Origin of the sequence: Leucobacter weissii, assembly GCF_017565745.1 — a bacterium.
In the GTDB taxonomy this organism is placed as follows: Bacteria; Actinomycetota; Actinomycetes; order Actinomycetales; family Microbacteriaceae; genus Leucobacter; species Leucobacter weissii.
In genome coordinates this window covers 132,564-156,092 of the sequence record NZ_JAGDYM010000015.1, presented here as the reverse complement: position 1 = coordinate 156,092, position 23,529 = coordinate 132,564, and the positions used below count along the sequence as shown (strand labels likewise).

Below are 23,529 nucleotides of genomic sequence, written 5' to 3'. Positions count from 1 at the left end.
CGCTCAGCGAAGTTCCTCAGAGTTGAAGTGGGGAGTTTCAGTGAGCGCCGTCACCACTCGGGCTGGAGCGCGTCGATGGCTGCGGCCACGTGCGCCAAGAGCCCCGAGCGGGTACCCGGAGCGAGGCCGGCGCGCTTGCCTACCGTCGAAACGTCTTGGCACGGGAACCCGCCGATGAGGATATCCACGGGCTCGACTTGACTCCAGTCGATGGTCGAGATGTCGCCGAGGTTCGGTGCATCTGGCTAGTGGTGGGAGAAGACGCGGGCGATGGGCGCGTTGAGTCCGGAGAACCACACGGTGTTGGCGGTGAAGACGTGCTCGACGGCGAGGTCGAGGCCGCCGTGGCCGCTGAACAGCGACCCGATCCTGAGTCGCGATTCGCCGCTGACGGTGAGGTCGCGCATGAAGTCTGCTCCGGTAACGGTCGCCCCCGGCATCCGTGCCTCACCGAGAACTGATGCCGAGCTGGCCACCTGTCAGGTGCACGACACCCACACGCGCCTACCGCCCGACTCCTCCACCTCCGGCCTTCGTTCCATCCGCCCTCGGAGGTCACACGCCTCTTGCAGGTCGAGGTAGAGCCAGGCGTCACCGCAGCAGAAGTCGCCAGGTGAGGGTGCTCACCTGCCCGACAGGAACGGAGACGAGATGACGGTTTCGATGCGCGTGATGTCGGCAGGTGACGGCTACAAGTACCTGCTCAGGACCGTCGCGGCGGCCGACGGCAACCGGCCGCTTTCAACGCCGCTGACCCGCTACTACATGGAGGAAGGCACCCCGCCTGGTCGCTGGCTCGGCGCTGGCGTAGCGGCCCTGGGCAAGGGCGAGATTCAGGTGGGCGACCGAGTGTCAGAAGACCAGCTCCAGCTCCTGATGGGCACGGGATGTGATCCGATCACAGGTGACAAGCTCGGCCTGGGCTTCCCGGCGTACAAGAGCCAGGACGAGCGGATCGAGGCGCGGATCGCCGCTCTTGGCCAGACGCTGACGCCTGGGGCCAAGGGCGAGGCTGTCGCGCAGATCGTTGCCGAGGAGACTGCCCGCAGCACACGGCGTGCTGTGGCGGGCTTCGACTTCACCTTCTCCATCCCGAAGTCCACGAGCGTGCTGTGGGCAGTCGCGGACGCCGGGGTCCAAGCGCTCATCGGGGAGGCGCATCATCGAGCGGTTGCGGAGGTGGTTGCGTTCATGGAGCGCGAGGTTGCAGCCACCCGCACGGGCGCAACCGCCGGAGATGGCGCGGTTGCACAGGTCGAGGTCACGGGGCTGATCGCGACCGCGTTCGATCACTTCGACTCCCGCGCCGGCGACCCCCACCTCCACACGCACGTGGTCATCAGCAACAAGGTCAAGACCGACTTCGATGGGAAGTGGCGTTCGCTCGACGGCAGGCCGATGCACGCCGCCGTGGTGGCGCTCTCCGAGCTACATGAAGCCGTGTTCGCCGACCATATGACGCGCACCTTCGGCGTCTCGTGGGAGGCCCGAGAGATGGGCCGCGACCACAACCCGGCATGGGCGATCACGGGAGTGCCCGAGGAACTGATCGCAGAGTTCTCGACCCGCGCCCGTCACATCGACGCCGAGACCGATCGCCTCATCGCTGAGTACGTCGCAGCGCACGGACGACGACCGGCACCAGCAGCCATCATGAAACTCCGAGCCCGAGCCACACTCGCGACCCGCCCCGAGAAGCAGGTCCGATCCTTGGCTGACCTCACCGCCGAATGGCGGGAGCGCGCCACGAAAGCGTTGGGGCGGGATGCGACGACATGGGCGCGCGAGGTGACCGACAACGACAAGCCGCTCCTGCTGCGTGCCGACGACGTGCCGCTCGATGTCATCGGTGAGCTGGGGCGTTCGGTCATCGAGGTGGTCGGTGAGAAGCGTTCGACCTGGCGACGGTGGAATCTCATGGCCGAGGCATCCCGGCAGACGATGGGCTGGCGGTTCGCCACCATGCACGATCGGGAAGCGATCGTCGCGATGGTTGCCGATGCTGCCGAGCTCGTTTCCGTTCGGCTGACGCCCCCCGAACTCGCCTCCTCGCCTGTCGTGCTCCGTCGGCCCGACGGCAGTTCCGTGTTCCGACCGAAGAGCTCGACCGTGTTCACCTCCGAGTCCCAGCTCGCGGCCGAGGACAGACTCCTCGAACGAGCAGCGAACCTGGCCGGGCCGACGGTGCCGCTCGCGACGGTCGAAAAGACCACGCGCAGACCCGCCGCGGATGGTCGAATGCTCGGCGACGACCAAGCCGATGCCTTGACCCGGATCGCGGTGTCGGGGCGGATGCTTGACGTGCTGGTCGGTCCTGCTGGGGCGGGCAATACCACATGTTGGGTTTGACGCTACTACTCGCTGATGTCGATGACGTTTCCGTTGCGCGGGAGGGTACCCCTGAACGTGAGGGGCACGGCTATGGCGCGCTCGATATCGAGGGTGGTGATCGCCTGGATGTGAACGTGCGGCTCGGTGCTGTTGCCGGAGTTCCCGCAGCCCGCGAGTTCGGCGCCTATCTGCACGCGCTGTCCCGTCCGGACTCCCAGGCTGTCTTGTTGGAGATGGCAGAGGGCGACCACGACACCACCGGTCTCGATGAGCACGTGGTTACCGGCAAGTGCGATCCACCCTGCTCGGGCTCGGCGCTGCTGGGTGAGGGCGTAGCCGAGAGACGGTAGTCCGCGGTATGCGGGGTGGTCGGGTTCGGTGTCGTGCGTGGCGACGACGATGCCCTCGACAGGTGACAGGAGCATGCGTCCGAAGCCGGGGAACTTCTCTGCCGGTTCGGGTCGTATGAGCGATCTGAACGTGATGGGTGCGGTGCGTCCGGCGTCATCCGCGGGAACGAAGTCGATGGCGTAGGACGTGGCCAGCAGCGCCGTTCCGTGGCTGGGCACTCGGTTGGCGGGGCTGTTCTGGACGAGCCACCTGCCCGTGAACGGGTACTCCAGATCGATAGAAGTAGCCACGCGGCTCCTTTCCATCGCCTGGTTTCAGCCCCACGCACGGCACGGCACGGGACGCACTCTTACACCGTTGCGTACTGCCCATTCTCCCATCGTCGGCGTAGCGGCGACCGCTGAGCCGGTGTCGTTCTGATTCCGAAGGTCAGCCGCACCAGAGGGGATCAGAGCCCGCGTCCTGGGCCGTCACTGCGTGGAGTGCCGCGGTGCGCGTCGCGGTCGAGCGGGTCCCGCTTCGTCAGGTCGTGACGGAGGTCGCGGATGAGTGTCGTCGCGGTGTCGAGCCGTGTTCCGTAACGCTGGGCGAAGTCGGTGAGCAGCGGCGCTCGTGCTGCGCGGCTCTGTGCGGCAAGCCGTGCGCCTTCCTCGGTGAGTTCGAGCACGACGGCGCGACCGTCATTTTCGGAGCCGGTTCGCACGACGAGGCCGTTCTCGACGAGGCGGGAGATGAGTCGACTCGGGTGGCCCGACTCGGCGACCAGATGCGCGGCGAGCTGTTTGAGGGTGACGGGGCCGAGGTCGTCCAAGGCCATGAGTGCTTCGGCCTGCACGCAGGTCAGCCCGAGCGGCCGGAACAGCGCGGCCAACGCGGCGTTCAACTCGGTGACGAGGCTCTTGACCTCGAACGAGAACGCGAGCACCGCAGCCGCATCCGATTCGTGTGACATGTCATCTATATCCGCTACTCTTGACTACATGACATGTTACCTAAACGATTCGACGCTCGACCGGGATGCAGTCCGCGTGGAGCGGTTCGGGCTCGCTCACGCGACGGCGATCCGAGAGCGGGTTGCGCGGAAACAGAGCGGTCGCCGTGCTCTCGTCCGCGTCACTCATGCCTCGGTGGGGGTGACCGACGCGATGGCCGTCAGGGGTGACTATCTGCTCCAGCCCGTGCGGGGGTTCGTCCCCGGCTACGACTTCGTGGGCGTCATCGAACGCCTGCCTGCGGGGGATCGCTCCGGCCTGCACGTCGGGCAGCGTGTCGCGGGCATCCTGCCCCGGATGGGCGCCCACGCAAGTCTCATCAGCGTCGCACCGTCGCTGCTGGTGCCGGTGCCCGACCTCCTCGACAGTGCGACCGCGGCGACGATCCCGCTGGATGCGGTCACCGCGCTGTTCGCCATCGACGCGCTGGCGATGGCCTCGGGAACGATCCTCGTGCAAGGCGCTGGCGGCGCAGTCGGAGCTTGGGCCGCGCAGCTCGCTGCCGCCCGAGGACTCACCGCCTACGGCACAGCGTCGCCGCGCTCCCACGCTTACGCCGAACGGTTCACCGACTCGGTGTACGACTACGACGACCCCACGTGGATCGACCAGATACTCGACGCGACGACCGGGGGCGTCGACGGAGCCATCGACCACACCGGCAGCCGATCCGTGCGCAGAGCCGTACGCGCGGGTGGTCGTGTCGTGCGCACGGCATTCGGCGGGGCACCCGGACAAGGGCGCATCAGCACCGCCGCAGGCTTCGCCGCCTCGACGCTGCGCCGTTACGCGCGGCCGGGCGAACGCGTCTGCTCCGTGCCGATCCTCGTTGCGACGCAACGCGCCCGCTATCGGCAGGCACTCACCGAACTCTTCACCGCCGTCGGCAACGGCACACTCGTTCCGCCCCGCCCGCGGATCATGCCGCTCGTACAGTACCCGGATGCCCTGGCTTCGGCCACAAGAGCGGCTCCGGGCGAGAAGACGATCCTGACGACGCAGGAGACATAGACCAGACGAACGGTGTACCGCGGCCCCGTTCGGAGTAACGTCCGAACCGCTTTACAGTCCGCGCGTTGGCCCCTCCCGTCGCGGATCGGAGCGGCGGGCTTCGTGCTCGAACGGGTCACCGAGTCGCCGTGCCCGCGATGCCGCTTGGCGCTTCGTCTCCTCCTGCTCGGCGCGGGTGGCCTCGATCAAGCTGGCGGCGTCGCCCGTGGGGAGGCTACGGAGTGTCTCCGCCTGAGCGCGGGAAGCAGCGGCCCTGGCACGGGCGTCGTGGGCGTCGCGGTGTGGGCTGACCGTGCTCATGCCGAACTGGGCACGGCGGGCTTGATCGGTCCCGAGTTCCTGGACCAACAACGCTCTCCGCTCGTGCTGGTGTCGCTGGCGTGTTGCCAGGCGCTTGGCACGGGCCGCTTCGACGGCACGGTCGGCGTCACTCACGCGGGGGTCGCTCTCGGCTCGGCGCGCGGCGGCCTGGGTTGCCCAGGCGGGCAGCGATTCGGGGGTGCGGGGCGGCTCGCCCCAGGCGTAGCGTATCTGCGCCGTCACGGTGTGTGTTTGTTCTGTCGCGGCGTGGTGCTCGGTGCGGGCCTTGCGCCTGCCGAACCTCCCCACCGTGGAGAGGCGAGCACTCGCGGCCGCCTCGTTCTTGATAGCGGCGAGGTAGACCGCACCGTCCTGCTCGGCGCGTGCGGTGAGCGGCGCGGTGACCTCGACGCGTACACGCGCGGCGGTGTCCTCAGCCTGGCGAAGTGCCGCGGTGCCCTCGTCGTCCTCGGCTCGGTGCGCGGCGCGTTGGGCATCGAGGCGTGCGGCGATCCGCTCCCACCGTTCTGCCGCCCGTTCCGCGCGTTCGACCTCGTGGTCGAGGCGTGCGAGTTCGTCGGTGACGAGCCTGACGGGGCCGTCCGCGACGAGACCCTGCACTGCCTCGACAGCCTGGGCGGTGGCGTGGTCGAGCCCCCGGTCAGCGGAGTCACGTTCCATCGCCTCTACGAACTGCGCCCGCGCGTTCGTCAGGTCTTCGGCGACGATGTGGAGCTGGTTGATCTGGCGGCCTCGGGTCATGCCGACGTAGACACCTGCCGCACTGGTCGCCTCCGACAGGAGCGTGTGCGAGGCGTCCACGGTTGCGCCTTGGACGCCGTAGGCGGTCGCAGCATAGGACAGATGCGCGTGCTTGCTCACATACTCGGCCGGGAGCATGACCGTGCCCCGGTGCTTGAGGCTGCTGCCGACCTCGCGGGCGTAGACGGTGCCGTCGTCGGTGACGTGCTGGACGATCCATTGCTGCCGGTTCGCCGCCCCCAGGTCGCTGCTGTTCTTCCGCGTCTGGATGAGGTCACCAGCCCCGATAGCCAGCCCATCGCTGCCGGTCACTGTGGTGGTGTCGTCGACCTCGCCGCGCTCGACCCGTCCGGCGCGGATGCGCTCGTTCAACCCGGTGGTTTCGTCGTTGGTGGCGACGGTGATCGACTCGCTGTCCCGAGCATGGATAGTGATGTGCTCACGCGCCCGCTCATCGTCCGTGTGCAGGATGACGAGGTTCATCGCGGCGAGTCGGTCGAACACTGCACCGGGGTTGGCCCGGTCGCGCATCGCCAGCGTCAACGAGGCGTACTCGGCGTCAGCGAAGCGGTGCAGTTCGCTCATGTCGTAGGTACGGCCCCTGATCTGCGCGGCCATGTCGAGCACCCCACCACGTCCAACCGCGGGGAGCTGGGCGCGGTCGCCGACGAGCGCGACCGTCGCGCCCGCCTCGGCGGTGATGGTCAAGAGGGCTCGGGCGGTGTCTTGGTCGAGCATCCCGGCCTCGTCCACGATCACCCGCTCACCCCGGCGCAGCACCGCATCGCGCGGCGGGCCGGTGTAGGTGCTGCCGGTTACAGGGTCGAGGTCGCCTACCGTGAGGCGCGTCCACACGCCGTCGTCGTTCCATCGCCACCCGTGCGCGTGCACGAGCGCTGCAACGCTCGTGGCGGGCACGCCGAGTTCGTCATGGGCGACCTGCGCGGCCCGCAATGTCGGCGCAACAACACGCGCACCTCGGCCGTGCTCGGCTGCAACCTCGATAGCAGTACGGAGCATCGTGGTCTTCCCACTGCCTGCGGCTCCTTCCACGATCACCAGCGGGTCGGTCGACGCGACCGCGGCGGCGGCGACCGCCTGCCCGGCGTCGAGTCCGGCGGCTTGCGTGGCTTGGGTCACGTCGGGGTGTCCCGGCTCCCGCTCCGGCGTCGCGGCGGTGAGTTGATCGCGCAGTGCGGTCTCGGCAGCGATCACGTTCAGGCTGGTCAGGTGCGCCACGTGCTTTGGCGTCGGCGCGCCTGGCGGCAGGATGGAGAAGCAATCCTCTGTGGCGAGGTTGGTGGCCAGGTCGATGAGCTCCCGCAACTCCACGGGAGTTGCTTGCACGCTCGCCTCGGTGATGATCCTCGTGACGTGCTCCTGCACGGTGTGGGGTGTCCAGGACGATGCGGCAGCGGCGCAGCGATCCAGCGCACGACTGGCGACCTCCTGCACCGTCAGGTCATCCACCGATACCGCCGGGTGCGCGGCACGACGGTTGAGGTTGTCGGGGTCGTATCCGGCCTCTACGAGTTCCTGCCGCCACCACTGCTCGTCTTTGAGGTCGGTGGGCTTCTTCCCGGGCCGCTGGAACGCCCACGCGGCATCCTGCATCCTCGCCGTCAGCGCCGGACCGGGAGTCTCGCTGGGATGCTCCGCCTCCCACTCGGCCACCATCCGGTTGAGGTTCCGCTTGATCTGCGCCGACCGCTTCGACATCACAGCGTTGAACGGCTCCAGCTCGGTCACCTCACCGGACACCGGATCTAGCGTCAACCCGTGATCTGCGAGCGTGGCGGCGAGCTGGGGGTGCGCGGCGATCACCGCGGTGCCGAGAGCGCGGATCGCGCCCTGCTGCTTGAACAGGGCCGCGGTGGTCAGCGCCCGCCACTTCCCGCCCGCCCACACCCTCGTGCCGATCTGGAAGTGGATATGCCGGTGCGGATCACCCGCCCGGCTCGTCTTGTGGGTGATCGCGACGGTCTGCATGTGCTCGACCGGCAGGACTTCCTGCGCACCGCGCGGCCCGGCCAGGGTGACCGAATGCTGGCCGAGGAACCGTTGAATCTCCTGCGCTGCGTCCCGCTGCGCGGCGTCCAGCGCCTCCGACACCGCGGGGTGCAGGGCGGCGGCGACCGACAGGGACTTGGGGGCGTTAATCGTCATCTCGGCAAACAACGGCGATCCCTTCCGCACCGCACCGGGCTTGCGCGGGACACCCATCGACTCACCCGTTTCCGGGTTGATCCAGTCCACCCACCCCTCGTACTCGTCAGCGGTCAGTGAGCGGGTGGCGGTGACCTCGCCGGTGGAGTCGATCACGGCGTACTCGGCTACGGCGTTGTCCGCGCCGAGGTAGTACTCGTCGGCGCGGGAACGGTCAGCCTCGACATACCGGCGCGCGGCAGCACCGCTGCCGCGGAACAGGAGCACGCCGCCCTTCATCCTGGCCTCCCTCATGAGTGGTCTCATGAGGGAGGTGTGCACCACGGCACCGCCGTAAAATGCGTGCATCACTGTGGGGGCGATGCGTTGGGGCGACAGAGAAGCAGTGATCCCGGAGAGGTTCAGCGGCGAGGGCAGGGGTCTCGGAGGAGGAACTCCTGTGTGCTTAGTGACGGGCAGAGATGTGGCCGTGGAGGAAGGCGCGGACGCCAGCATCGGAGAGCCGGTGTAGTTCCGCTACGGGGAGTGGGATGGCCCCGTGGTAGGTGCGGGTGGTGATGTCTCCGGCGATGAGCTGCACCAGGTGGACGGCGGCGAGGTCAGCGTCAGTCACGGTCAGGTGTCCGGCCGTGGCGATGCGGCTGAGGTGTTCGGCGATCTCTTTACGTACACGGAGCGGACCGACTTCTTGCCAGGCTCGGAGTGTGGTCTCGGCGATGTGTCCGGCATCTGCATGAATCTGTCGCACCAGCGCGAAGTGCGGAGCATGCTCAGGTGCGGGAGACGCCCACACACGTCCGAACTCGATCAGGTCGTCTTCGATGTCCACGATCTTGCCCAGGTAGCGACGTACGGTCGCGATCTGCTCATCTGCGGTGCGTCTGGCGCTGTCAACGATCACTGCCTCGAAGAGGGCAGCCTTGTCGCCGAACTGGTTGTAGATCGTCCGTGTTGACACTCCTGCTCTCCGAGCGATGGTGTCGATGCTCGCACGGGTGTATCCGTCCTCGGCGAACACCAGCAGTGCGCCGTCGAGAAGCGCACGCCGTTTGTCGACACGGGTGCTCCTCGGTGGGCGCTCCTTGGGGTCAGCGCTGTCCTGTCCTCGGCTCATGCCCCTCACCCTACTACAACGATGCTTGTACTTACTGCAATGATCGTTGTACCTTGGAGGGGCGGGTCGGCGCGCGACGCGCACGAACGAGACGGAGGGAACCAGATGATCAGAGTCGCAATCGTGATAGCGAGCACTCGACCGGGGAGGCGAGGAGATCAGGTCGCCAGATGGGTGCATGAGCAGGCCGCCGCCCGCACCTCGCAGGATGCCGGGGTCGAGTACGCCGTGGTCGACCTCGCCGAGGTGGGTCTGCCGTTGCTCGATGAGCCGGTTCCCGCGGCTATCGGTGATTACCGAAACGATCACACCCGCCGATGGGCCGACCTCATCGCTTCATTCGACGGGTTCATTTTCGTGGTGCCCGAATACAACCACGCCATCCCCGCGGCTTTGAAGAACGCGATCGACTATCTCTTCGCCGAGTGGCATGACAAGGCCGCGGCCTTCGTCAGTTACGGGCTTAACGGAGGGGTTCGTGCGGTGGAGCAGCTGCGTATGACGCTCGCCGAGGTCAAGGTCGCCTGTGTGCGCAGCCAGGTCGCGTTGGCGCTCTTTACCGATTTCACCATCACTGACATGACTGAGCCGGGCACCTTTGCCCCGGCGGAGCATCATCTGCCGACACTGGAGCGGATGCTCGGCGAGCTGATCGAGTGGACTCGCGCAATGGCTACGCTCCGCCAACCGGCGGGTACGACCTCTCTTGCGCAACGATGACGCGAGGCATCATGGCCGACACCGCAACCAGCATCCGAGCGACACCGCGTGGTGCAGTGACGCTCACTGTTGTGCTGCTGGGCTTCCTCGCGCTTCCGATGTCGATGTCTGGTGCTGGAGTTGCTGTGCCTCGAATCGGCTCCGACCTAGACGCTAGCGGACCGGCAGCACAGTGGGTCGTCACCGCCTACTTCCTGACCGCTTCATCCTTCATGCTCGTGGCCGGGTCTCTCGGTGACGCGATCGGCAGACGACGCATCTACCGCGCCGGTGCTATCGCATACACCCTCGGATGCGTTGGTGCCGCGCTCGCCCCAAACATCGCCGTCCTGCTGGCTGCCAGAGTGCTGACCGGGCTCGGAGCAGCAGGCGTGATGGCAGGTGGCGGGGCCATCCTCGGAGCGACATTCACAGGCGCAGCCCGCGCTCGGGCGTTCGCGGCGATGGGCACCATTTCCGGTCTCGGCCTCGCCCTCGGCCCGTCGCTCTCCGGCTGGCTGGTGGATGGGCTGGGCTGGCGACTCGGGTTCGGCGCGTTCGTCCTGCCCGGTCTCATCCTGATCGCCGGAACTCTGTTGATGCACGAGACCCGCGCGGAGACGACTCCGCGCATCGACGTCGCGGGTGCGGCCGCGTTCATCGCGGGGCTTGCTGCCCTCATGGTTGCCGTCACGCAGGGCTCCTCACTCGGCTGGACGTCTCCCGCCGTCCTCCTCCTGTTGGCCTGCGTGGCACTCCTGCTGACTGCCTTCGTGGTCATCGAGCGTCGCGCCGCCAATCCGATCCTCAACCTCGCGTTGCTGCGCCGTCGGGGGTTCATGGGGTGGCTGCTGGCCGCGATAACCATGTCCGCCGGTTTCGGTGGTGTCTTGAACTTCCTACCCAGTTATCTCCAAGACCCGGTTGGATTGACTGCCGCGAACGCCGGGCTGGTCCTGATGTTGCCGACCCTGCCGATGATGATCATGCCCGCCGTGGGCGGCTGGCTCGTCAGCAAGGGCACCTCGCCGGTGCTGGTCATCACTGCCGCGCTGCTCGCAATCGCCGGAGGCAATGCCTTGCTCGCGACCTTGCACCCGGCCACTACACCGCTCGACCTGGCGTGGCCCCTGGTGTTGCTTGGTGCGGGTGTCGGTCTGGCGTCGGGGATCATCGACGCCCAGGCGATGAACGAAGTCAGCGAGAAGCAGGTCGGGATGGCTGCGGGGATGCTCAACACCGTCCGCGGCACCTCCAACGCTCTTGTCCTCGGTCTCTTCGGTTCAGCGCTCATCACGATCCTGACTGGAAAGATCGGCTCCGCAGAACTCGCAGGACAGGTCGCCACGGGCAACCTCCCGAACACGGCGGATGCAGAGTTCTTGGCCTGGCAACTCACCGACACTTGGCGAATCGTCCTGATCGCACTTGCGATTCTGTGCGTCGTTGCCGCCATCGCCACCAACGCACTCGTACGCCGTCCGCGCCATAGATGAGCGCGACGATCGGCCTGACTATGCCCTGGACTCGACACGAGCGGCTTCGACAACGCTGCCGCTTTCGAGGCCGCAGACACGTCGGCACTGAGTTCAATGCGGCAGGCTTCGGTCGGCACTCATCAGCGGGCCTCGGTGCTACGAGATTGCCCTACCCAACTGTTCATGCACAGCTCGCGCGCTGCCCAGGATCGCCGCCTTGATATGACGCACGCGGCGCGCTTGCTAACCGGCGGCTGGTGTAGGGGCGTGCTGACGAGACGTCCCGGTATGGGTGCTGGTGGCGCACCTCCCTTCTGGGAGGCGTCACCGTGGACGAGCACACTTCACCCGCCAGCGACGATGCTGCGGGACCGGCTGGCCCGGCCAGCCACGGATTCCAGAGCCCCGAGGGACTACGTGCCCTGTTGATCCGCTTGCATGAAGCCGGGCCTGGTGCCTGGCGGGGCGACCGTGAAGCGGCGGAGCTAATGCGATACACGGCAGTGAGGTATCGGCGGCTGGCTCGCAGATACGGGATGGATGCCTGGGAGGTCGCTTCGATGGCGTTCGAGGTCATGCTCGCCCCCTCAACGCGCAACGCGGGGAATCCGTGGGCTGTTGTCACCCACGCCGTGCAGATCACCTGTCTCGCGGAGGCTCGTGCTGCCGGGCTGTTGGTGGCGACCAGCAAGGCCCGCCGCACGCCCAGGATCGCCGGATTCCACGACGCCGTTCGGTTCGCTGAACGAGAGGGCCTGACCGACTACCATCCCGCGTTCGCCGTCGCTGCCGACAATGACGACCCGGAGCCCGGCGAGGACGACGGGCAACTCACCGCCGTGCTGTCGGAAGTGGTGGGGTTGTTCGTCTCGGCGGGCTGGGATGCCGCGCTCGTGGCCGACTGCGTGGAGCATGTCGCCTATCGGCTGGCCGATCTGCCTTCGAGGTCCCGTGCAGTGGAGGTGCTGCGCCGCGACCGCACCGTGCCGGTCCTGCTGGGCCTGCCGCCACGGTCTTGGACCGCGTTGCTGCGGATCGTGTTGGGGCATCCCGCCGCGAAGCACTCCGGCACACCGACCGGCGACGGCCTACTGCTGCGCCTGCTCAGCGGCGAACTACCGGACCGCCTGCGTGACGACGACACTCTGAGAGACGCGATCCGCGCCGCCAACCCCAACCCGACGCCTGAACCGTGAACCTCGTCAGAGCACACTCTCTGGGTGGCGTCGAGGGGCCCCGTCATCCACGAGAACCAACATGTAGCAGATTGATCACTCCATGACCGCTATATGTAGTGGTTTCGAGTGCGCACCTGTCAGGTATGACGACCACAGCAGCGCACAGCACCCCCGAAACTTCTCTGACGCCCTCGGCTCGTGAGCGGCGGGGCCGGACCCCGAGCGGGCTGCCGCCGGGTTTCGATGTCGTGGCGTGGACGATGGAGGCGTGTGAGCGTTCCGCGGTGCCGGTCGGGGTCACCGATCCGGTGACACTGGCCAAGCTCCGCATCCTCACCCGCCCCGAGAACTGACCCTCCACACGCGAGCACCGCCGTCCTTCCTGCCAGGGTGGCGGCGCTCTCGCCCGGGGCGGGTCAGGCTTTGAAGGTGAGTTCCACCCGTTCGGGCCGGAACCTCGCCCCGCGCTTACCGGGCTCTGCGGGTTTGACGGTGAGGGTGTCGATCAGGGCGGCGATGATCGCGCGCTTCTGCGGGATCGACCACTCCACCTCCCACGCCGCCCGCAACGCTTCCTCGTCGCCGATGGGGATGCCCTTCAATGCCGAAGACTTCGCGCTACGACCCAGCACGAGTTCGGCGTTGCTGATGGTCGCGGTGGCGGCGGTCTTGGCGGCGTGCAGTTCGGTGCGGGAGAGCAGGCCCGCGCCGTAGTCGCGGGCCATGTCCTCCATGCGCTGACGGGCGGCGGTGATCTGTTCCATCGCCGCCGACACCCCCGCATCGGCGCCCGGTGCAGTGGTGGGAAGTGTGGTCGCGGCCAGGCGCGCGATCATGGCCTCGCTCACCAGGGTTTCGATGCCGTGCGCGGACACGACGAGCCCGCCACGCTCGGGCCTGCCGGGCAGGGGTAGGCAGCGGTAGAAGCGGCGCTTCCCGATTGAGGTCTCGCCCCGGTGCAGGCCGGAGGAGACGAGGGTGTTGCCGCACTTGGCGCAGGTGATCAGCCCCGCCAGCAGGCTCTTGGATGAGCGGCCCACCCGCCGGTCGGGGTGGTTGAACACCGCCCGGATACGCGCCGTCTCTTCCGGGGTGATGATCGCTTCCCAGTTCCCCGGCCCGAGAATCGCCCGGTCACGGCGTTCCCACGTCGCCGTCGTCTTCGATGCTGGTTCGTAGGCGCGTTGCCCCGAAATCCTGGCCGAGCACAGGATCGAGCCGACCGTGCTCTCGTGCCACATGTTCAACCGGCTCTTGCCCTTCGACGGCGGCACCGGCCCGCCCTCGCGGTTGAGCCACCGGGTGATCTGCCGCACCGACTGGCCCGCGAGGAACCGGTCGGCCATCTCCCGGATCACCGCGGCCTCCTCCGGGATCAGGACCCCGCCGACGCCGTACCCGTACTTCGCCCCGCCATGCCAGTCGCCTCGCTCGGCCTTCTGCTGATTCGCACGGCGGATGCGGTCTGCTTTGTGCCCGGACTCGTAGGAGGCGATCGCCACGAGCTGCCTGGCCATCAACCGGCCTTCGTGGGTGTTCAGATCGAACGCGCCGCCCTTGACCGTCTCGATGCGGATCGGATGGGCTTCCACGAGGTCGATGAGGTCTTCCAGCTCGCGCGGGCGACGGTAGAGGCGATCCACATGCCACGCCACAATCCGCGACGGCCCCAGCTTCACGCGTTCGAGGAGGTCGAGATAGCCGGGGCGCTTCTTGCCCGAGTAGGCGGAGATGTCGTTGTCCATGAACACCGCCGGATCGGTGATCCCGAGCCGGACGCACAGCTCCAGGCAGTCCTGGCGCTGCCGCTCGACTCCGGCCTCCGCGCCGGTACGATCCTCACTGATACGCAGGTACACCACCACCTGCTCCACACCGCTGCTGCTTGCTGCTGTGCCGCCCATGACGACCTCCCCTTGTCGCCTGGTAGGTACGCCGGTCAAACCCGACACGTCGACAAGACCACCGCCATGAACGCGCTCCGACGAGCGTGGGAAGCCGAGCACGGCTCCGGTTCGGTCGTCGGGTTGGCACCGTCGGCGGTTGCCGCCCAGGTGCTGGCGGACGATCTCGGGATCGCGACGGAGAACACGGCGAAGTGGTGGCAGAACCACCTCATCCACGGCACCACGTTCGAGGCGAGACAGCTCGTCATCATCGACGAAGCATCCCTGGCCGGCGCCCTGTCGCTGGACCGCATCACCCACCTCGCCCATGAAGCGGGCGCGAAGGTGCTGCTGGTCGGCGACTACGCGCAACTGCAATCCGTGGACGCCGGCGGAGCATTCGCGATGATCGCCAGAGACCGAGCCGACACCCCCGAACTGGTCGACGTTCACCGCTTCACCCACGTCTGGGAGAAGACCGCCTCACTTGAGCTACGCCACGGCCGCACGGCGGCTATCGACACCTACCTCGCCCATCAGCGCATCACCGACGGCGACGGCGAGGCCATGACCGATGCCGCCTACAACGCCTGGCGCACCGACCGCGACGCGGGACTCGTCTCGGTGCTGATCGCCGAGACCCATCAAGACATGACCGTGCTGAACGGTCGCGCCCGCGCCGACCTGATCCTCAACAAGACGCTGAACCCCGACCGCGAAGTCGAGCTGCGCGACGGCACCGCCGCAGGCGTCGGCGACACCATCATCACGCGACTCAACAACCGGAACCTCCGCACCCTGGCCGGACGGGACTGGGTGCGCAACGGTGACATCTGGACCGTCACCGCCGTCGGCGACGACGGGACCATCACCATCGCACGCGACTATGGGACCGGCACTACCGTCCGCGACGATGGAACCATCAGGGCTCGGAAGCGAGGACGGAGGTTCGGCGGCAGCATCCTCCTCCCCGCCGCTTACGTGGCCGAGCATGTCGATCTCGGCTACGCAGTCACCGCCTACCGAGCGCAAGGCATCACGACCGACACCGCGCACGTCCTGGTCGAACCAACCTCGACAAGGGAGACCTTCTACGTCGCGATGACCCGGGGGCGGCACTCCAACCACGCCTACGTGACGCTCGACCACGCCGACGACCACGCGCAGCCACACCCCGGCGACGACCCACATGCCACCGCGCGAAGCGTGCTCTACGGAGTCCTGCAGCACAGTGGGGCCGAACTCTCGGCGCACGAGACCATCGTCGCCGAACAGGAACAGTGGGGCTCGATCGCCCAGCTCGCCGCCGAGTACGAGACCATCGCCGCCGCAGCCCAACGCGACCGCTGGGCCACTCTCGTTCGGGGCTCCGGGCTCACCGAGGAACAGGCCGAGAGTGCCATCGAGTCCGAGGCGTTCGGCCCGCTCGCGGCTGAACTCCGACGCGCTGAAGCGAACCATCACAATGTCGATGCCCTCCTGCCGCGCCTCGTGGCCGTGCGCGGGTTCGGTGACGCGGACGACATCGCCGCCGTCCTCCACTACCGAGTCGAGCGGGCGACCGCCCGGCCCGCAGGATCAGGCCGAACCCGCAAGCCAGCACGACTCATCGCCGGCCTGCTCCCACGGGCGCATGGAGTCATCGACGCCGAGATGCGAGCAGCTCTCGACGAGCGAGAGGAACTGATCGAGGCACGCGCCGACGCCACACTCGAAGCCGCGCTCACCGAGAACGCAGCGTGGACGAAGGCACTCGGAACACCGCTCGCCGATCGACGACGAGCCGCGGCCTGGCGCAAGTCCGCACGTGTGGTCGCGGCTTACCGAGACCGGTACCGCATCACCGACGACGCGCCCATCGGTGCCCCGCCCGAGTCGGCCGCGCAGAAGATCGACGCCGCCCGAGCGCGCTCCGCGCTCGACAAGGTACGTCAGCTGGTCGCTGATGAGAGCCGTCAGACAGAGGTCGATCTCCAGGCCGTCAGGCGCGACCAGCCCGGGCCTGGGCGCAGCATCTGACCCTTCCCAATGTCATGACTGGGGCGTAGCCTTGAGGTGAGGCGGATTTCTCCTTACCTTTGGGCCGCCCGCGGCAGACCTTCGGGTCACTCTCCACGCACCGTCTCGACAACGACTCGCGTGTTGAGAGGAGCCCATCATGATCCGCCTACTGTGGACAGCCAGCGCCGAGGTTCGCTACTTCCTGCGTTGCTACATGCCGAGCAACATCCTGCTCGATCTGATCCGCACGAGGAAGGGACTGAAGTGGGGCGTCCCCGCGATGCTCCTGGCCGGTCCCTACCTGGTCATCGCCTTCTGGTGCACCACACTCATTGAGAACGGCGGCCCAGGATGGCTCCACCTCGTCGTGCTGGTCTGCCTCTGGAACGCTCTCAAGATGATGGCCATCGGCCCAGTGAGCGTCGTTCTCCTCGTAAGGGCTCGCGCCCGTGAATACCGCGAGCAGCGGCAGCAGCGGCAGGAGCTCTCCGAGGATGTGCCACTGGGTGAGCTCACTCGAAGCTCTCGCTGAGTTCAGGCTCCGGCGTCCACCGCTGACCGGCGCGCTACAGCGTGCGCGTCGGAGCAGGCGAAGGTGGGCCGACCTGCTCCATGTCGAGTCGCTCTCGTGACACCTGGCCCCGCTCCACGAGCTTGGCGAGGTCCGAAGTGTCCGCCACCAAGGTCGCGATGCCGTCGCGCAACAAGCGGTGCGGTCCTATGCTGGCGGCGCTCGTGACTGGTCCGGGAACGGCACCGACACGTCGGCCGAGCTCGTCGGCTCGCTGGGCAACCAGCAGTGAGCCAGATCGAGCACCCGCTTCGACGATCACCGACGCGTAGGACAGCGCAGCCATCAGCCGGGCTCGGGCGATGACCCGGTGTCGGGTCGGAACGGCACCCGGCGGAACCTCACTGACGAGAAGGCCGACATCAGCGACGCGATCAAGCAGGTCGCGATGGCCGACAGGGTACGGGCGATCGACTCCGTTGGCGAGAATGGCGATCGTGTCGCCACCTGCAGCGAGGGCGGCCTGGTGCGACGCGCCTTCGATCCCGTAGGCACCTCCCGCGACGACAACTCGTTCCTCTGCGGCAACGGAACTGGCGAGTTCCCGAGCCACGTATTCACCGTAGGAGGTGCATGCCCGAGCCCCGGTGATCGTGACGAGATCGCTCATCGGACGCGAGAGGAAGGACGACGTGCCGCGAGTCCACAGCACGTAGGGCGCAACTTCACCAAGATCGTCGAAGGCGGTAGGCCAGTCGTTATCGCCTGGGATGAGTGCTCGAACCCCCGATTGGTGCACCTGGTCGATTCGCCCGGCGAGCTCCCTTGCATCTGGCACCCTGAGGCGTTCGCGCCAGACCTGCGCGTCCACTGGGCTCAGACCGACTACTTCGCGGTCGTGCTCAGCGAGCCAAAGCGTCTCGACTGCTCTGAGCCTGGACAAGATGCGTCCTGTCACCGGGTCATTGGGCTCGACGAGCATGGACAGCACCATCCTCGCGGTGCGCTCGTCGCTCGCAACATCGCTCAAGTTGGCCATCATCGGTTCCTCTCGGCGTTTCACTTACCGACGAGGTACACGGTCGGCCCCGGTTGGGCCGCAGCTAGGAGAGGACGGCGCGGATATAGATGCCGACTCCTATGAGCAAGAGCGCGCCGTAGAAGGGCAGAATCGACCACGAAGACCAAACGCTCCAGGTCGGGACCCATCGGCCAACAACAGTCTTGACTCGCTCACGCCATCCGGCCGACGCCGGTATCGGATCGTCAGCTTCGGATGGGTCGAGTGAGAACTGCGGGACGGCCCGCGTGCCCCGTGCAACTGTGTCGTACAGGCGCCGATAGGCGCGTTCTTGTCGCAAGTAGTTGGCGTCGAGGAACATGAAGAGCACGACCGCAGCGAGTCCGAGCAGAGCTACCGCCCGGGAGTGCTGGATCAGCGCGAACCCATAGGTGGCCGTCGCAACTGGCAGCAGCCACCCCTTCGCGCTTGATGACGCAGCGGACATGCGAGTGACGACTGCCTGGATGAAGTCGAGGTGCTTCCGCCGATCTTCTTCAGAGGGTGCGCTCGACGTGCTCAACTGTTGCTCGCCTTCCGACACTCGACTCTCAGCGCTTCCCACGCGTCGTCCTTCTCCTTCTCGCTGTAGTTGCTTTCGGGCGGCCAGATGTGGCCGATGGGGTCGCCTTCCCAGCGAGGCACAAGATGAATGTGCAGGTGGAAGACAGTCTGGCTCGCCGCACTGCCGTTGGACTGGATGACATTGAGCCCGTCCGGATTGACTGCACGTTTGACCGCTGCGGCGAGCCGGGTTGTTGCGTCAGCGAGCTGTTCTGCAGTGCTTCGGTCAAGCGTCCAGATGTCGGGAACGTGGATGCGAGGGATGACCAGGGTGTGTCCGAGGGTTGCCGGGTTGTGGGGGAAGAACGCGACGACATGCTGATCGCGATAGACCTCGCGGGCATCGGGGTCGTCTCTCTGGACGATCTCGCAGAAGGGGCAGTCAGGATCGTTTGTAGGCATTGTTGACCCAAGTAGTGATGTTCGCCTTGATGTCCGCGTAGACGGCCTGGCTGTTCGATCCGCTGGGGCTGTAGACCGGCACGTAGTCGCCGACGGTGCCGCCGCCCTTGAGCGACACCTTGCTGAACGGGTTCTCTCCGTATGAGTCGGTGTTGCCGTTGCGGTCGGCCAGCCCATGGATTCGGATGCCAACCAGCGGCTTGTGGTTGTCCCAGGCGTGCGCGATCTCGTGGCGCACCCACGGACGGCTGGCAGTCTGAGCGCCAATCAAGACTACGACTGCCGACTTGTAGGCCATCTGATCGGCGATCCACTTCTTGATGGCCGCGTCACCCTTGCGCTTGACTTCCTCCCACTGCTGCGCGTTGAGGATGGGCTGTCCCTCCAAAGCGCCCATCTGGATGATCTGCTGCACCCGCCATGCGTCGCGGTCGTAGTGGAAGCTGTAGAAGACTGACTTGGCCATGCTTGACTCTCCCGTCACCTGCGGTCGAGCCGCTCTCGTACCGTCAATCCAAGCCTACGGTGGACCACTGACATTCGAACTTTGATGCGCCCTCGCGCGGAGCCAGACCACCATCCTGCTTCACGACACGCCGTCGATGATCTTGTCCGCGATGAGGCCAGCCTCGACCAGAGCTGCACGCACTGCCTTGCGGTCCACGCCCATCCGACGACCGATCGCTCGCATCGAGACACCCGCACGGGCGAGCCGCACCGCCTCCGCCTTCTCGTCGAGGCCCAACCCCGGGCGGCGGCTCGGCACGTTGCGGCGGCGCAGGTGGGAGAACACCGTTGCGCGGTGGATGCCGTACCTCTCGGCGAGTGTCTTGACGCTCATCCCGGCGAGGTAGTCGCCGACGAGGGCGTCCACTTCGGAGGCGGTGAGAAAAGTTTGAGCCGTCTCGACAGTCCTCACGACGGGGCCACGATCGTCCTTCGGAGCGGTATTCTGGGGACGTCGAGAGACCTCGTAGACCCCACGGTCTAGGCGGTTGACCAGGGTTTTCGTCTTGGGGGCGGAGTTGCCGAACGTACTACTCAGGCACCCCGATGAATCTGCCCCCGGTTTTCGAGTCGGGGCAGATTTCTTTTTGAAACACCTGATCAGCGGTCTATTCCGTGTAGTGCGGCATGGTGATTCGCGAATATTTCGGGTTTCCGAGTTTTGCTGGTGCGCAATCGTGATCATGGTGCGGAGATCTCTTGATCGCCCGAAGCAGTGTCGTCTGTGCGTCACCGAGCTACCACCAACCGACCAGATGCTCGATCCGTTCTCACTGGTGGCCTGAGCTGCCCGCACCTCCGCCTCGCTCAAGCTGCTCTCTCCGAGACCGCGTGTTGCCCCCCCCCGCTTCTTGGAGTCGTTTCCGCAAGGTTTGCACATGGGCACCGTGCCGTCTCGCGATCTCGACCTGCGTCAGCCCGTTCGCGTAATCGACATACGAGTGGAAGTAGTTCTCGAGCATCGGTTCCAGACGATTCCTGGGGTTTGGAGATGCCGGCTCTGCCCTTTCGTTTCTTGCGAGCCGAATCGTTCCCGTTCGCTTTCGTTGTCGCCGCTGCGGTCTCAAACTCGCCTGCCCTGAAATGTCTGAGGAGTTCACGCCGGTTGGGGGGCGAGAAGGAATCCGCGAGTTCCTCTGCTGATTTCGGCAGCCCGGGTTCTTCTCTCGTGTCGCTGGTCATGCCTCACCGCACTCCCGCGAGGTGCTGATTGTCGGACGCGTGATCTAACCTCACCTCATGAGAGTCGGCATCTACATCGATGGATACAACCTCTATTACGGCGGCAGGGGCATCTGTGGACGTTCCAGGGCCGGATGGAGATGGCTGGACATCAAGGCGTTGGCTAAAGAACTTGTTACGGCTCATTCACAATGGGTGGATCCGACGATCGAGGTGGTTACCTACTGCACAGCCAGGATCAGTGGTGCGAGCAATCCCGAAGGCCAGAGGGAGCAGGATGTGTACTTACGCGCTCTGGAACAATCGGGTGCGGCGACACGCATCGCATTTGGAAGTTACGTTGCCCGAGTAGCGACAGCGCCCCTCGCCGTTGCCGGGAGAAACGGGAAGCCGGTCATTTCTCATCCGCAGTGGCCTGTAATGGTTCAAGACGGGGCCGAGGATGACGTGCCAGACGCGAGATTCATGGCATCTATTGCGCGACGCGAGGAGAAGGGGTCAGATGTCAACGTTGCTTCGCATTTGCTCATCGATGTACTCACCGGGGCCATCGATGCAGCTCTCGTGATCTCGAATGACAGTGACCTGGCGTTTCCGATTAACTACGTGCGTGACTTTGTGCCAGTAGGGTTGATCAACCCAACGAAGGGCTATCGTGCAGGCAAACTGGCAGGCCAGCCAACAGACGGAGTCGGTAACCACTGGTGGTACCAGATGCAGCCCGAAGACTGGTATCGAAACCAACTCCCGCAAACGGTCGGGACGAAGGTCACGAAGCCGCCGAAATGGTGATCCGTGCTAGTATTGCCTCACACCACCCGGCCCCTCAGGGGCCGGGTTTTCTTCTTGTCGCTTTGATTAAGTCAATGTGCTTTACAGAACACCCGGTCCTCCTGTGTTCCGACGTTGGTGCACAGAGGAGAATCACCGAAGGCGAACAGGACGTCTACGCAAGCCTCGGCGGGTCCCGCTGTCTTTATGAGCGCTGAAGGCGTTCGTTCGATACTGAAAAGTCGACTGGGTAAGCATAATTGGGCGTGGCCGACAGCGGGCCAGACCGCCTGACCAGTAGTCGACTACCGTGGGATCGGCAAGTTGCACACACGACACCCCCTGTAGGGCGGGGTCGGTCCGCTCTCAGCCCCTGGCGTGGACTTCCAAGCTGTCGACTGGAACAAGCTCAGCGAAGAGTGCTCCCAGTTCCGCAACCAGTTGATCTTTCTCGAACGAGATGTAGCCGAGATTGCTGAAGTCGCTAGGGAAAGATACACTCTCCTCCTTGAAGATCACAATCCGGTTCTCGTACAGGAATTGAGGCGGCTCCCAGTTCGTAGACGAGGTTCTCGCTTGGTCGCCAGATTTCAACCTGTTCGCCCTCTTGGTTCTCTTGCACGAAACGCTCATCCGCGGTGAAGATGAAGATCCCTGAAGAACGCTCGTTCTCCATGAGTTCCGCGACCTTCCGGCTGATAGGACGACCTCGGTTCGGCTCGTCAACCGCGACGGCATACTTGACCTTGAACTGATCGGGCGCCCTCTTTAGCTGATCAAGCGGTGTCCGACTCCTTCCGTGTGCGATGAAAACCTTCTTGGGTCCCTGCACAGCGATTCGCTCGGTGCGGCTTCTCTCACTCTCATCAGAATCCGCCTTGTTCTGCCCATCAGTTCGATGATCGTTGTCCAGACTCTCTTCGCCGACCCAAGGAAGGCCGGGCACAATCGAGCTTGCTCGAATTGCCGAGCCCCGGCCTCAGCGCGGATGCTCGTCGGCGGTGTGCCAGGCGGGGAAGGGATCGGAGAACTCTGCCCAGCTCGTCGGCCCGGCGGCCGCCTCGCGGTCGGTCAGCGCCGCCTCGTCGAGCGCCGCGACGAGCTCGCGGCGGCGCAGATCCAGCCCGATGACGGCGAGATCCTGTCCGAGCGCGAGGATCTCGTCATCGGGCAGCAGACGGTCATCGCTCGCCAGCGGCTCGAGTGAGAACATGGAGCCGACATGGTTCCACTCGGCGATCACCCGCGGGCGGGTGGCGAGACGGCAGAACCCGGCGGAGCGGATGATCGTGCCGAACTCGCCCGGTTCGACGCGTTCGTTCAGCAGCCGCAGCAATCGACCGGGATGGAAGGGGCGCAACTGCTCGTAGCGCAGCGCGGCGACGCGCGGATCGGTCATATGCGGGTCATGATCCTCGTTGAGGATCGCGACCCAGCCGGGCCGCTCCTGATCGGTTTCGTAGGTCGCGCCCGGCTCGGGCGCTTCGACGCCGCTCCGATCGAGGCGCAGCCGGGCTTTCGGGCTCAGGCTGCTGGCGAGCGCCATGACCGTCGAGAGCTCGGAGGTGGGGAGCGAGTCCCAGTTCGCCAGGATGATCGTCGAGGCGTATTCGAGCTGTGCGGCGGTCAGCGCGGCGTGGGCCGTGTACTCGATGCCCGTGATGCCGCTGGGCTCCGTGTGTCGACGGGCGGCATAGGTGTCTCGCTGGAGGTCGTCGAGCAGGTGGAGAGCGTCGGCGACGCAGACCACCCCGGTGAGCCGCACCGGGCTCGACTCGTCGGCGAGGGCTCCGATGAGTTCCGTCATCCGGACGCCGGCCGGGAACTCTGCGAGTGCGCCGCCCGGCCGTTCGGCCCACGGCGCGAGCGCGAGCGCCTCCTCGATCGGGTCGGGGGAGAGCGCGAGACGCCGAGCCGGGATGAGCATGCGCCCGGACGCCAGCGCCGCGCGCTCGGCGTGGCTCGCCCGTTCCGGCGCGCAGCTCCCGACGATTGCGACGAGGTCGACTCTCTCCACTGATGCCTCCGAGGTTTCTTGGGACGATCATTGATCCATGATTTAATGATAACCGTTCTCAAGAAAGGATCATAGTATGAAGGTTCGGGCGTCGCTGAAATCTCTGAAGAAGCAGCCGGGGGCGCAGGTCGTGCGCCGAAGGGGCAGGGTGTACGTGATCAACAAGCTCAACCCGCGGTTCAAGGGGCGTCAGGGCTGAGGGCGGCGAGCCGGTGTCCGAGCCGCCGCAGGAACCCGGCTCGGCGA

General features: G+C 66.1%; 22 protein-coding genes and 2 pseudogenes. 10 read left to right on the top strand and 14 right to left on the bottom strand.

Translation table 11 applies throughout. The features are described 5' to 3' along the window. Positions 1–50: 50 nt before the first annotated feature. Positions 51–188 carry a DNA cytosine methyltransferase gene (locus J4H92_RS15495; protein WP_242497679.1) on the bottom strand — a complete coding sequence of 46 codons (138 nt, stop codon included), beginning with the start codon at positions 186–188 and terminating at the stop codon, positions 51–53. A 57-nt stretch (positions 189–245) separates the two neighbouring features. After that, the gene (locus tag J4H92_RS15490; protein ID WP_243752364.1) at positions 246–407 is read right to left on the bottom strand and encodes a hypothetical protein; all 162 of its coding nucleotides are present in this window, start codon (positions 405–407) and stop codon (positions 246–248) included. A 244-nt stretch (positions 408–651) separates the two neighbouring features. Between J4H92_RS15490 and mobF (J4H92_RS13420) the strand changes: the two are divergent. Further along, positions 652–2,337, top strand: a pseudogene (gene mobF / locus J4H92_RS13420) (MobF family relaxase); the annotation flags it as partial. Positions 2,338–2,354: 17 nt separating this feature from the next. Here the strand turns inward: mobF (J4H92_RS13420) and J4H92_RS13415 are convergent. Both J4H92_RS13415 and J4H92_RS13410 read right to left on the bottom strand, forming a co-directional pair. Beyond that, positions 2,355–2,972 carry a M23 family metallopeptidase gene (locus tag J4H92_RS13415; protein WP_175986196.1) on the bottom strand — a complete coding sequence of 206 codons (618 nt, stop codon included), beginning with the start codon at positions 2,970–2,972 and terminating at the stop codon, positions 2,355–2,357. Between the two features lie 158 nt (positions 2,973–3,130). Continuing rightward, positions 3,131–3,634 carry a MarR family winged helix-turn-helix transcriptional regulator gene (locus tag J4H92_RS13410; RefSeq protein WP_175986197.1) on the bottom strand — a complete coding sequence of 168 codons (504 nt, stop codon included), beginning with the start codon at positions 3,632–3,634 and terminating at the stop codon, positions 3,131–3,133. Between J4H92_RS13410 and J4H92_RS13405 the strand changes: the two genes are divergently transcribed. Next, positions 3,633–4,685: a zinc-binding dehydrogenase gene (locus J4H92_RS13405; RefSeq protein ID WP_341783108.1), complete on the top strand. Its 1,053-nt coding sequence runs from the start codon at positions 3,633–3,635 to the stop codon at positions 4,683–4,685. The genes J4H92_RS13410 and J4H92_RS13405 overlap by 2 nt on opposite strands. 51 nt (positions 4,686–4,736) lie before the next feature. On the opposite strand, the gene mobF (J4H92_RS13400) is transcribed toward J4H92_RS13405, so the two are convergent. Together mobF (J4H92_RS13400) and J4H92_RS13395 are read right to left on the bottom strand one after the other, a co-directional pair. Then, complete coding sequence (mobF, locus tag J4H92_RS13400; RefSeq protein ID WP_243752387.1) at positions 4,737–8,192, bottom strand: MobF family relaxase; 3,456 nt, start codon at positions 8,190–8,192, stop codon at positions 4,737–4,739. Between the two features lie 166 nt (positions 8,193–8,358). After that, a complete protein-coding gene (locus tag J4H92_RS13395) occupies positions 8,359–9,027 on the bottom strand; it encodes a TetR/AcrR family transcriptional regulator (protein WP_175986200.1) in 669 nt (222 codons plus the stop codon). A gap of 105 nt (positions 9,028–9,132) precedes the next feature. On the opposite strand from J4H92_RS13395, the gene J4H92_RS13390 reads away from it, so the two are divergent. The 4 genes from J4H92_RS13390 (at position 9,133) to J4H92_RS13375 (ending at position 12,735) form a co-directional block, all read left to right on the top strand. Next, positions 9,133–9,747 (top strand): NADPH-dependent FMN reductase, encoded by a 615-nt coding sequence (locus tag J4H92_RS13390; RefSeq protein WP_175986201.1) that lies wholly within the window; start codon positions 9,133–9,135, stop codon positions 9,745–9,747. Positions 9,748–9,758: 11 nt separating this feature from the next. Continuing rightward, on the top strand, positions 9,759–11,222 hold the full coding sequence (locus J4H92_RS13385; RefSeq protein ID WP_208098682.1) for an MFS transporter: 1,464 nt from the start codon (positions 9,759–9,761) through the stop codon (positions 11,220–11,222). A 518-nt stretch (positions 11,223–11,740) separates the two neighbouring features. Continuing rightward, positions 11,741–12,400 (top strand): exopolyphosphatase, encoded by a 660-nt coding sequence (locus J4H92_RS13380; RefSeq protein ID WP_243752363.1) that lies wholly within the window; start codon positions 11,741–11,743, stop codon positions 12,398–12,400. 125 nt (positions 12,401–12,525) lie between these two features. Then, positions 12,526–12,735 carry a hypothetical protein gene (locus tag J4H92_RS13375; protein WP_175986204.1) on the top strand — a complete coding sequence of 70 codons (210 nt, stop codon included), beginning with the start codon at positions 12,526–12,528 and terminating at the stop codon, positions 12,733–12,735. A 63-nt stretch (positions 12,736–12,798) separates the two neighbouring features. Here J4H92_RS13375 and J4H92_RS13370 read toward each other — a convergent pair whose 3' ends face one another. Continuing rightward, a complete protein-coding gene (locus tag J4H92_RS13370; protein ID WP_208098680.1) occupies positions 12,799–14,256 on the bottom strand; it encodes a recombinase family protein in 1,458 nt (485 codons plus the stop codon). An 84-nt stretch (positions 14,257–14,340) separates the two neighbouring features. Between J4H92_RS13370 and J4H92_RS13365 the strand changes: the two are divergent. Further along, positions 14,341–16,287, top strand: a pseudogene (locus tag J4H92_RS13365) (ATP-dependent DNA helicase); the annotation flags it as partial. 139 nt (positions 16,288–16,426) lie between these two features. Beyond that, a complete protein-coding gene (locus tag J4H92_RS13360) occupies positions 16,427–16,801 on the top strand; it encodes a sulfate permease (RefSeq protein WP_073186128.1) in 375 nt (124 codons plus the stop codon). Between the two features lie 34 nt (positions 16,802–16,835). Here the strand turns inward: J4H92_RS13360 and J4H92_RS13355 are convergent, their stop codons facing one another. From J4H92_RS13355 to J4H92_RS13335, 5 genes are all read right to left on the bottom strand, one after another. Beyond that, a complete protein-coding gene (locus tag J4H92_RS13355) occupies positions 16,836–17,819 on the bottom strand; it encodes a DNA-processing protein DprA (RefSeq protein ID WP_124973054.1) in 984 nt (327 codons plus the stop codon). Positions 17,820–17,883: 64 nt separating this feature from the next. Continuing rightward, a complete protein-coding gene (locus J4H92_RS13350; RefSeq protein ID WP_185715025.1) occupies positions 17,884–18,363 on the bottom strand; it encodes a hypothetical protein in 480 nt (159 codons plus the stop codon). After that, a complete protein-coding gene (locus J4H92_RS13345; protein ID WP_047692334.1) occupies positions 18,360–18,806 on the bottom strand; it encodes an HIT family protein in 447 nt (148 codons plus the stop codon). The genes J4H92_RS13350 and J4H92_RS13345 overlap by 4 nt, the downstream gene beginning before the upstream one ends. After that, positions 18,787–19,272, bottom strand: a complete 486-nt coding sequence (locus tag J4H92_RS13340) for a TIR domain-containing protein (RefSeq protein WP_142113229.1) — start codon at positions 19,270–19,272, stop codon at positions 18,787–18,789. Before J4H92_RS13340 ends, J4H92_RS13345 begins: the two co-directional genes overlap by 20 nt. Positions 19,273–19,392: 120 nt before the next feature. Beyond that, positions 19,393–19,725: a hypothetical protein gene (locus J4H92_RS13335; protein ID WP_231559520.1), complete on the bottom strand. Its 333-nt coding sequence runs from the start codon at positions 19,723–19,725 to the stop codon at positions 19,393–19,395. A gap of 827 nt (positions 19,726–20,552) precedes the next feature. On the opposite strand from J4H92_RS13335, the gene J4H92_RS13330 reads away from it, so the two are divergent. Beyond that, positions 20,553–21,287 (top strand): NYN domain-containing protein, encoded by a 735-nt coding sequence (locus tag J4H92_RS13330; RefSeq protein WP_208098679.1) that lies wholly within the window; start codon positions 20,553–20,555, stop codon positions 21,285–21,287. 463 nt (positions 21,288–21,750) lie between these two features. On the opposite strand, the gene J4H92_RS13325 is transcribed toward J4H92_RS13330, so the two are convergent. Both J4H92_RS13325 and J4H92_RS15815 read right to left on the bottom strand, forming a co-directional pair. After that, a complete protein-coding gene (locus tag J4H92_RS13325; protein ID WP_208098678.1) occupies positions 21,751–22,212 on the bottom strand; it encodes a TIR domain-containing protein in 462 nt (153 codons plus the stop codon). Between the two features lie 33 nt (positions 22,213–22,245). Beyond that, the gene (locus tag J4H92_RS15815; protein WP_208098677.1) at positions 22,246–23,283 is read right to left on the bottom strand and encodes a GTP-binding protein; all 1,038 of its coding nucleotides are present in this window, start codon (positions 23,281–23,283) and stop codon (positions 22,246–22,248) included. Between the two features lie 76 nt (positions 23,284–23,359). On the opposite strand from J4H92_RS15815, the gene ykgO reads away from it, so the two are divergent. Continuing rightward, the gene (gene ykgO / locus J4H92_RS13315; RefSeq protein ID WP_208098676.1) at positions 23,360–23,482 is read left to right on the top strand and encodes a type B 50S ribosomal protein L36; all 123 of its coding nucleotides are present in this window, start codon (positions 23,360–23,362) and stop codon (positions 23,480–23,482) included. The last annotated feature ends 47 nt before the right edge of the window (positions 23,483–23,529 follow it).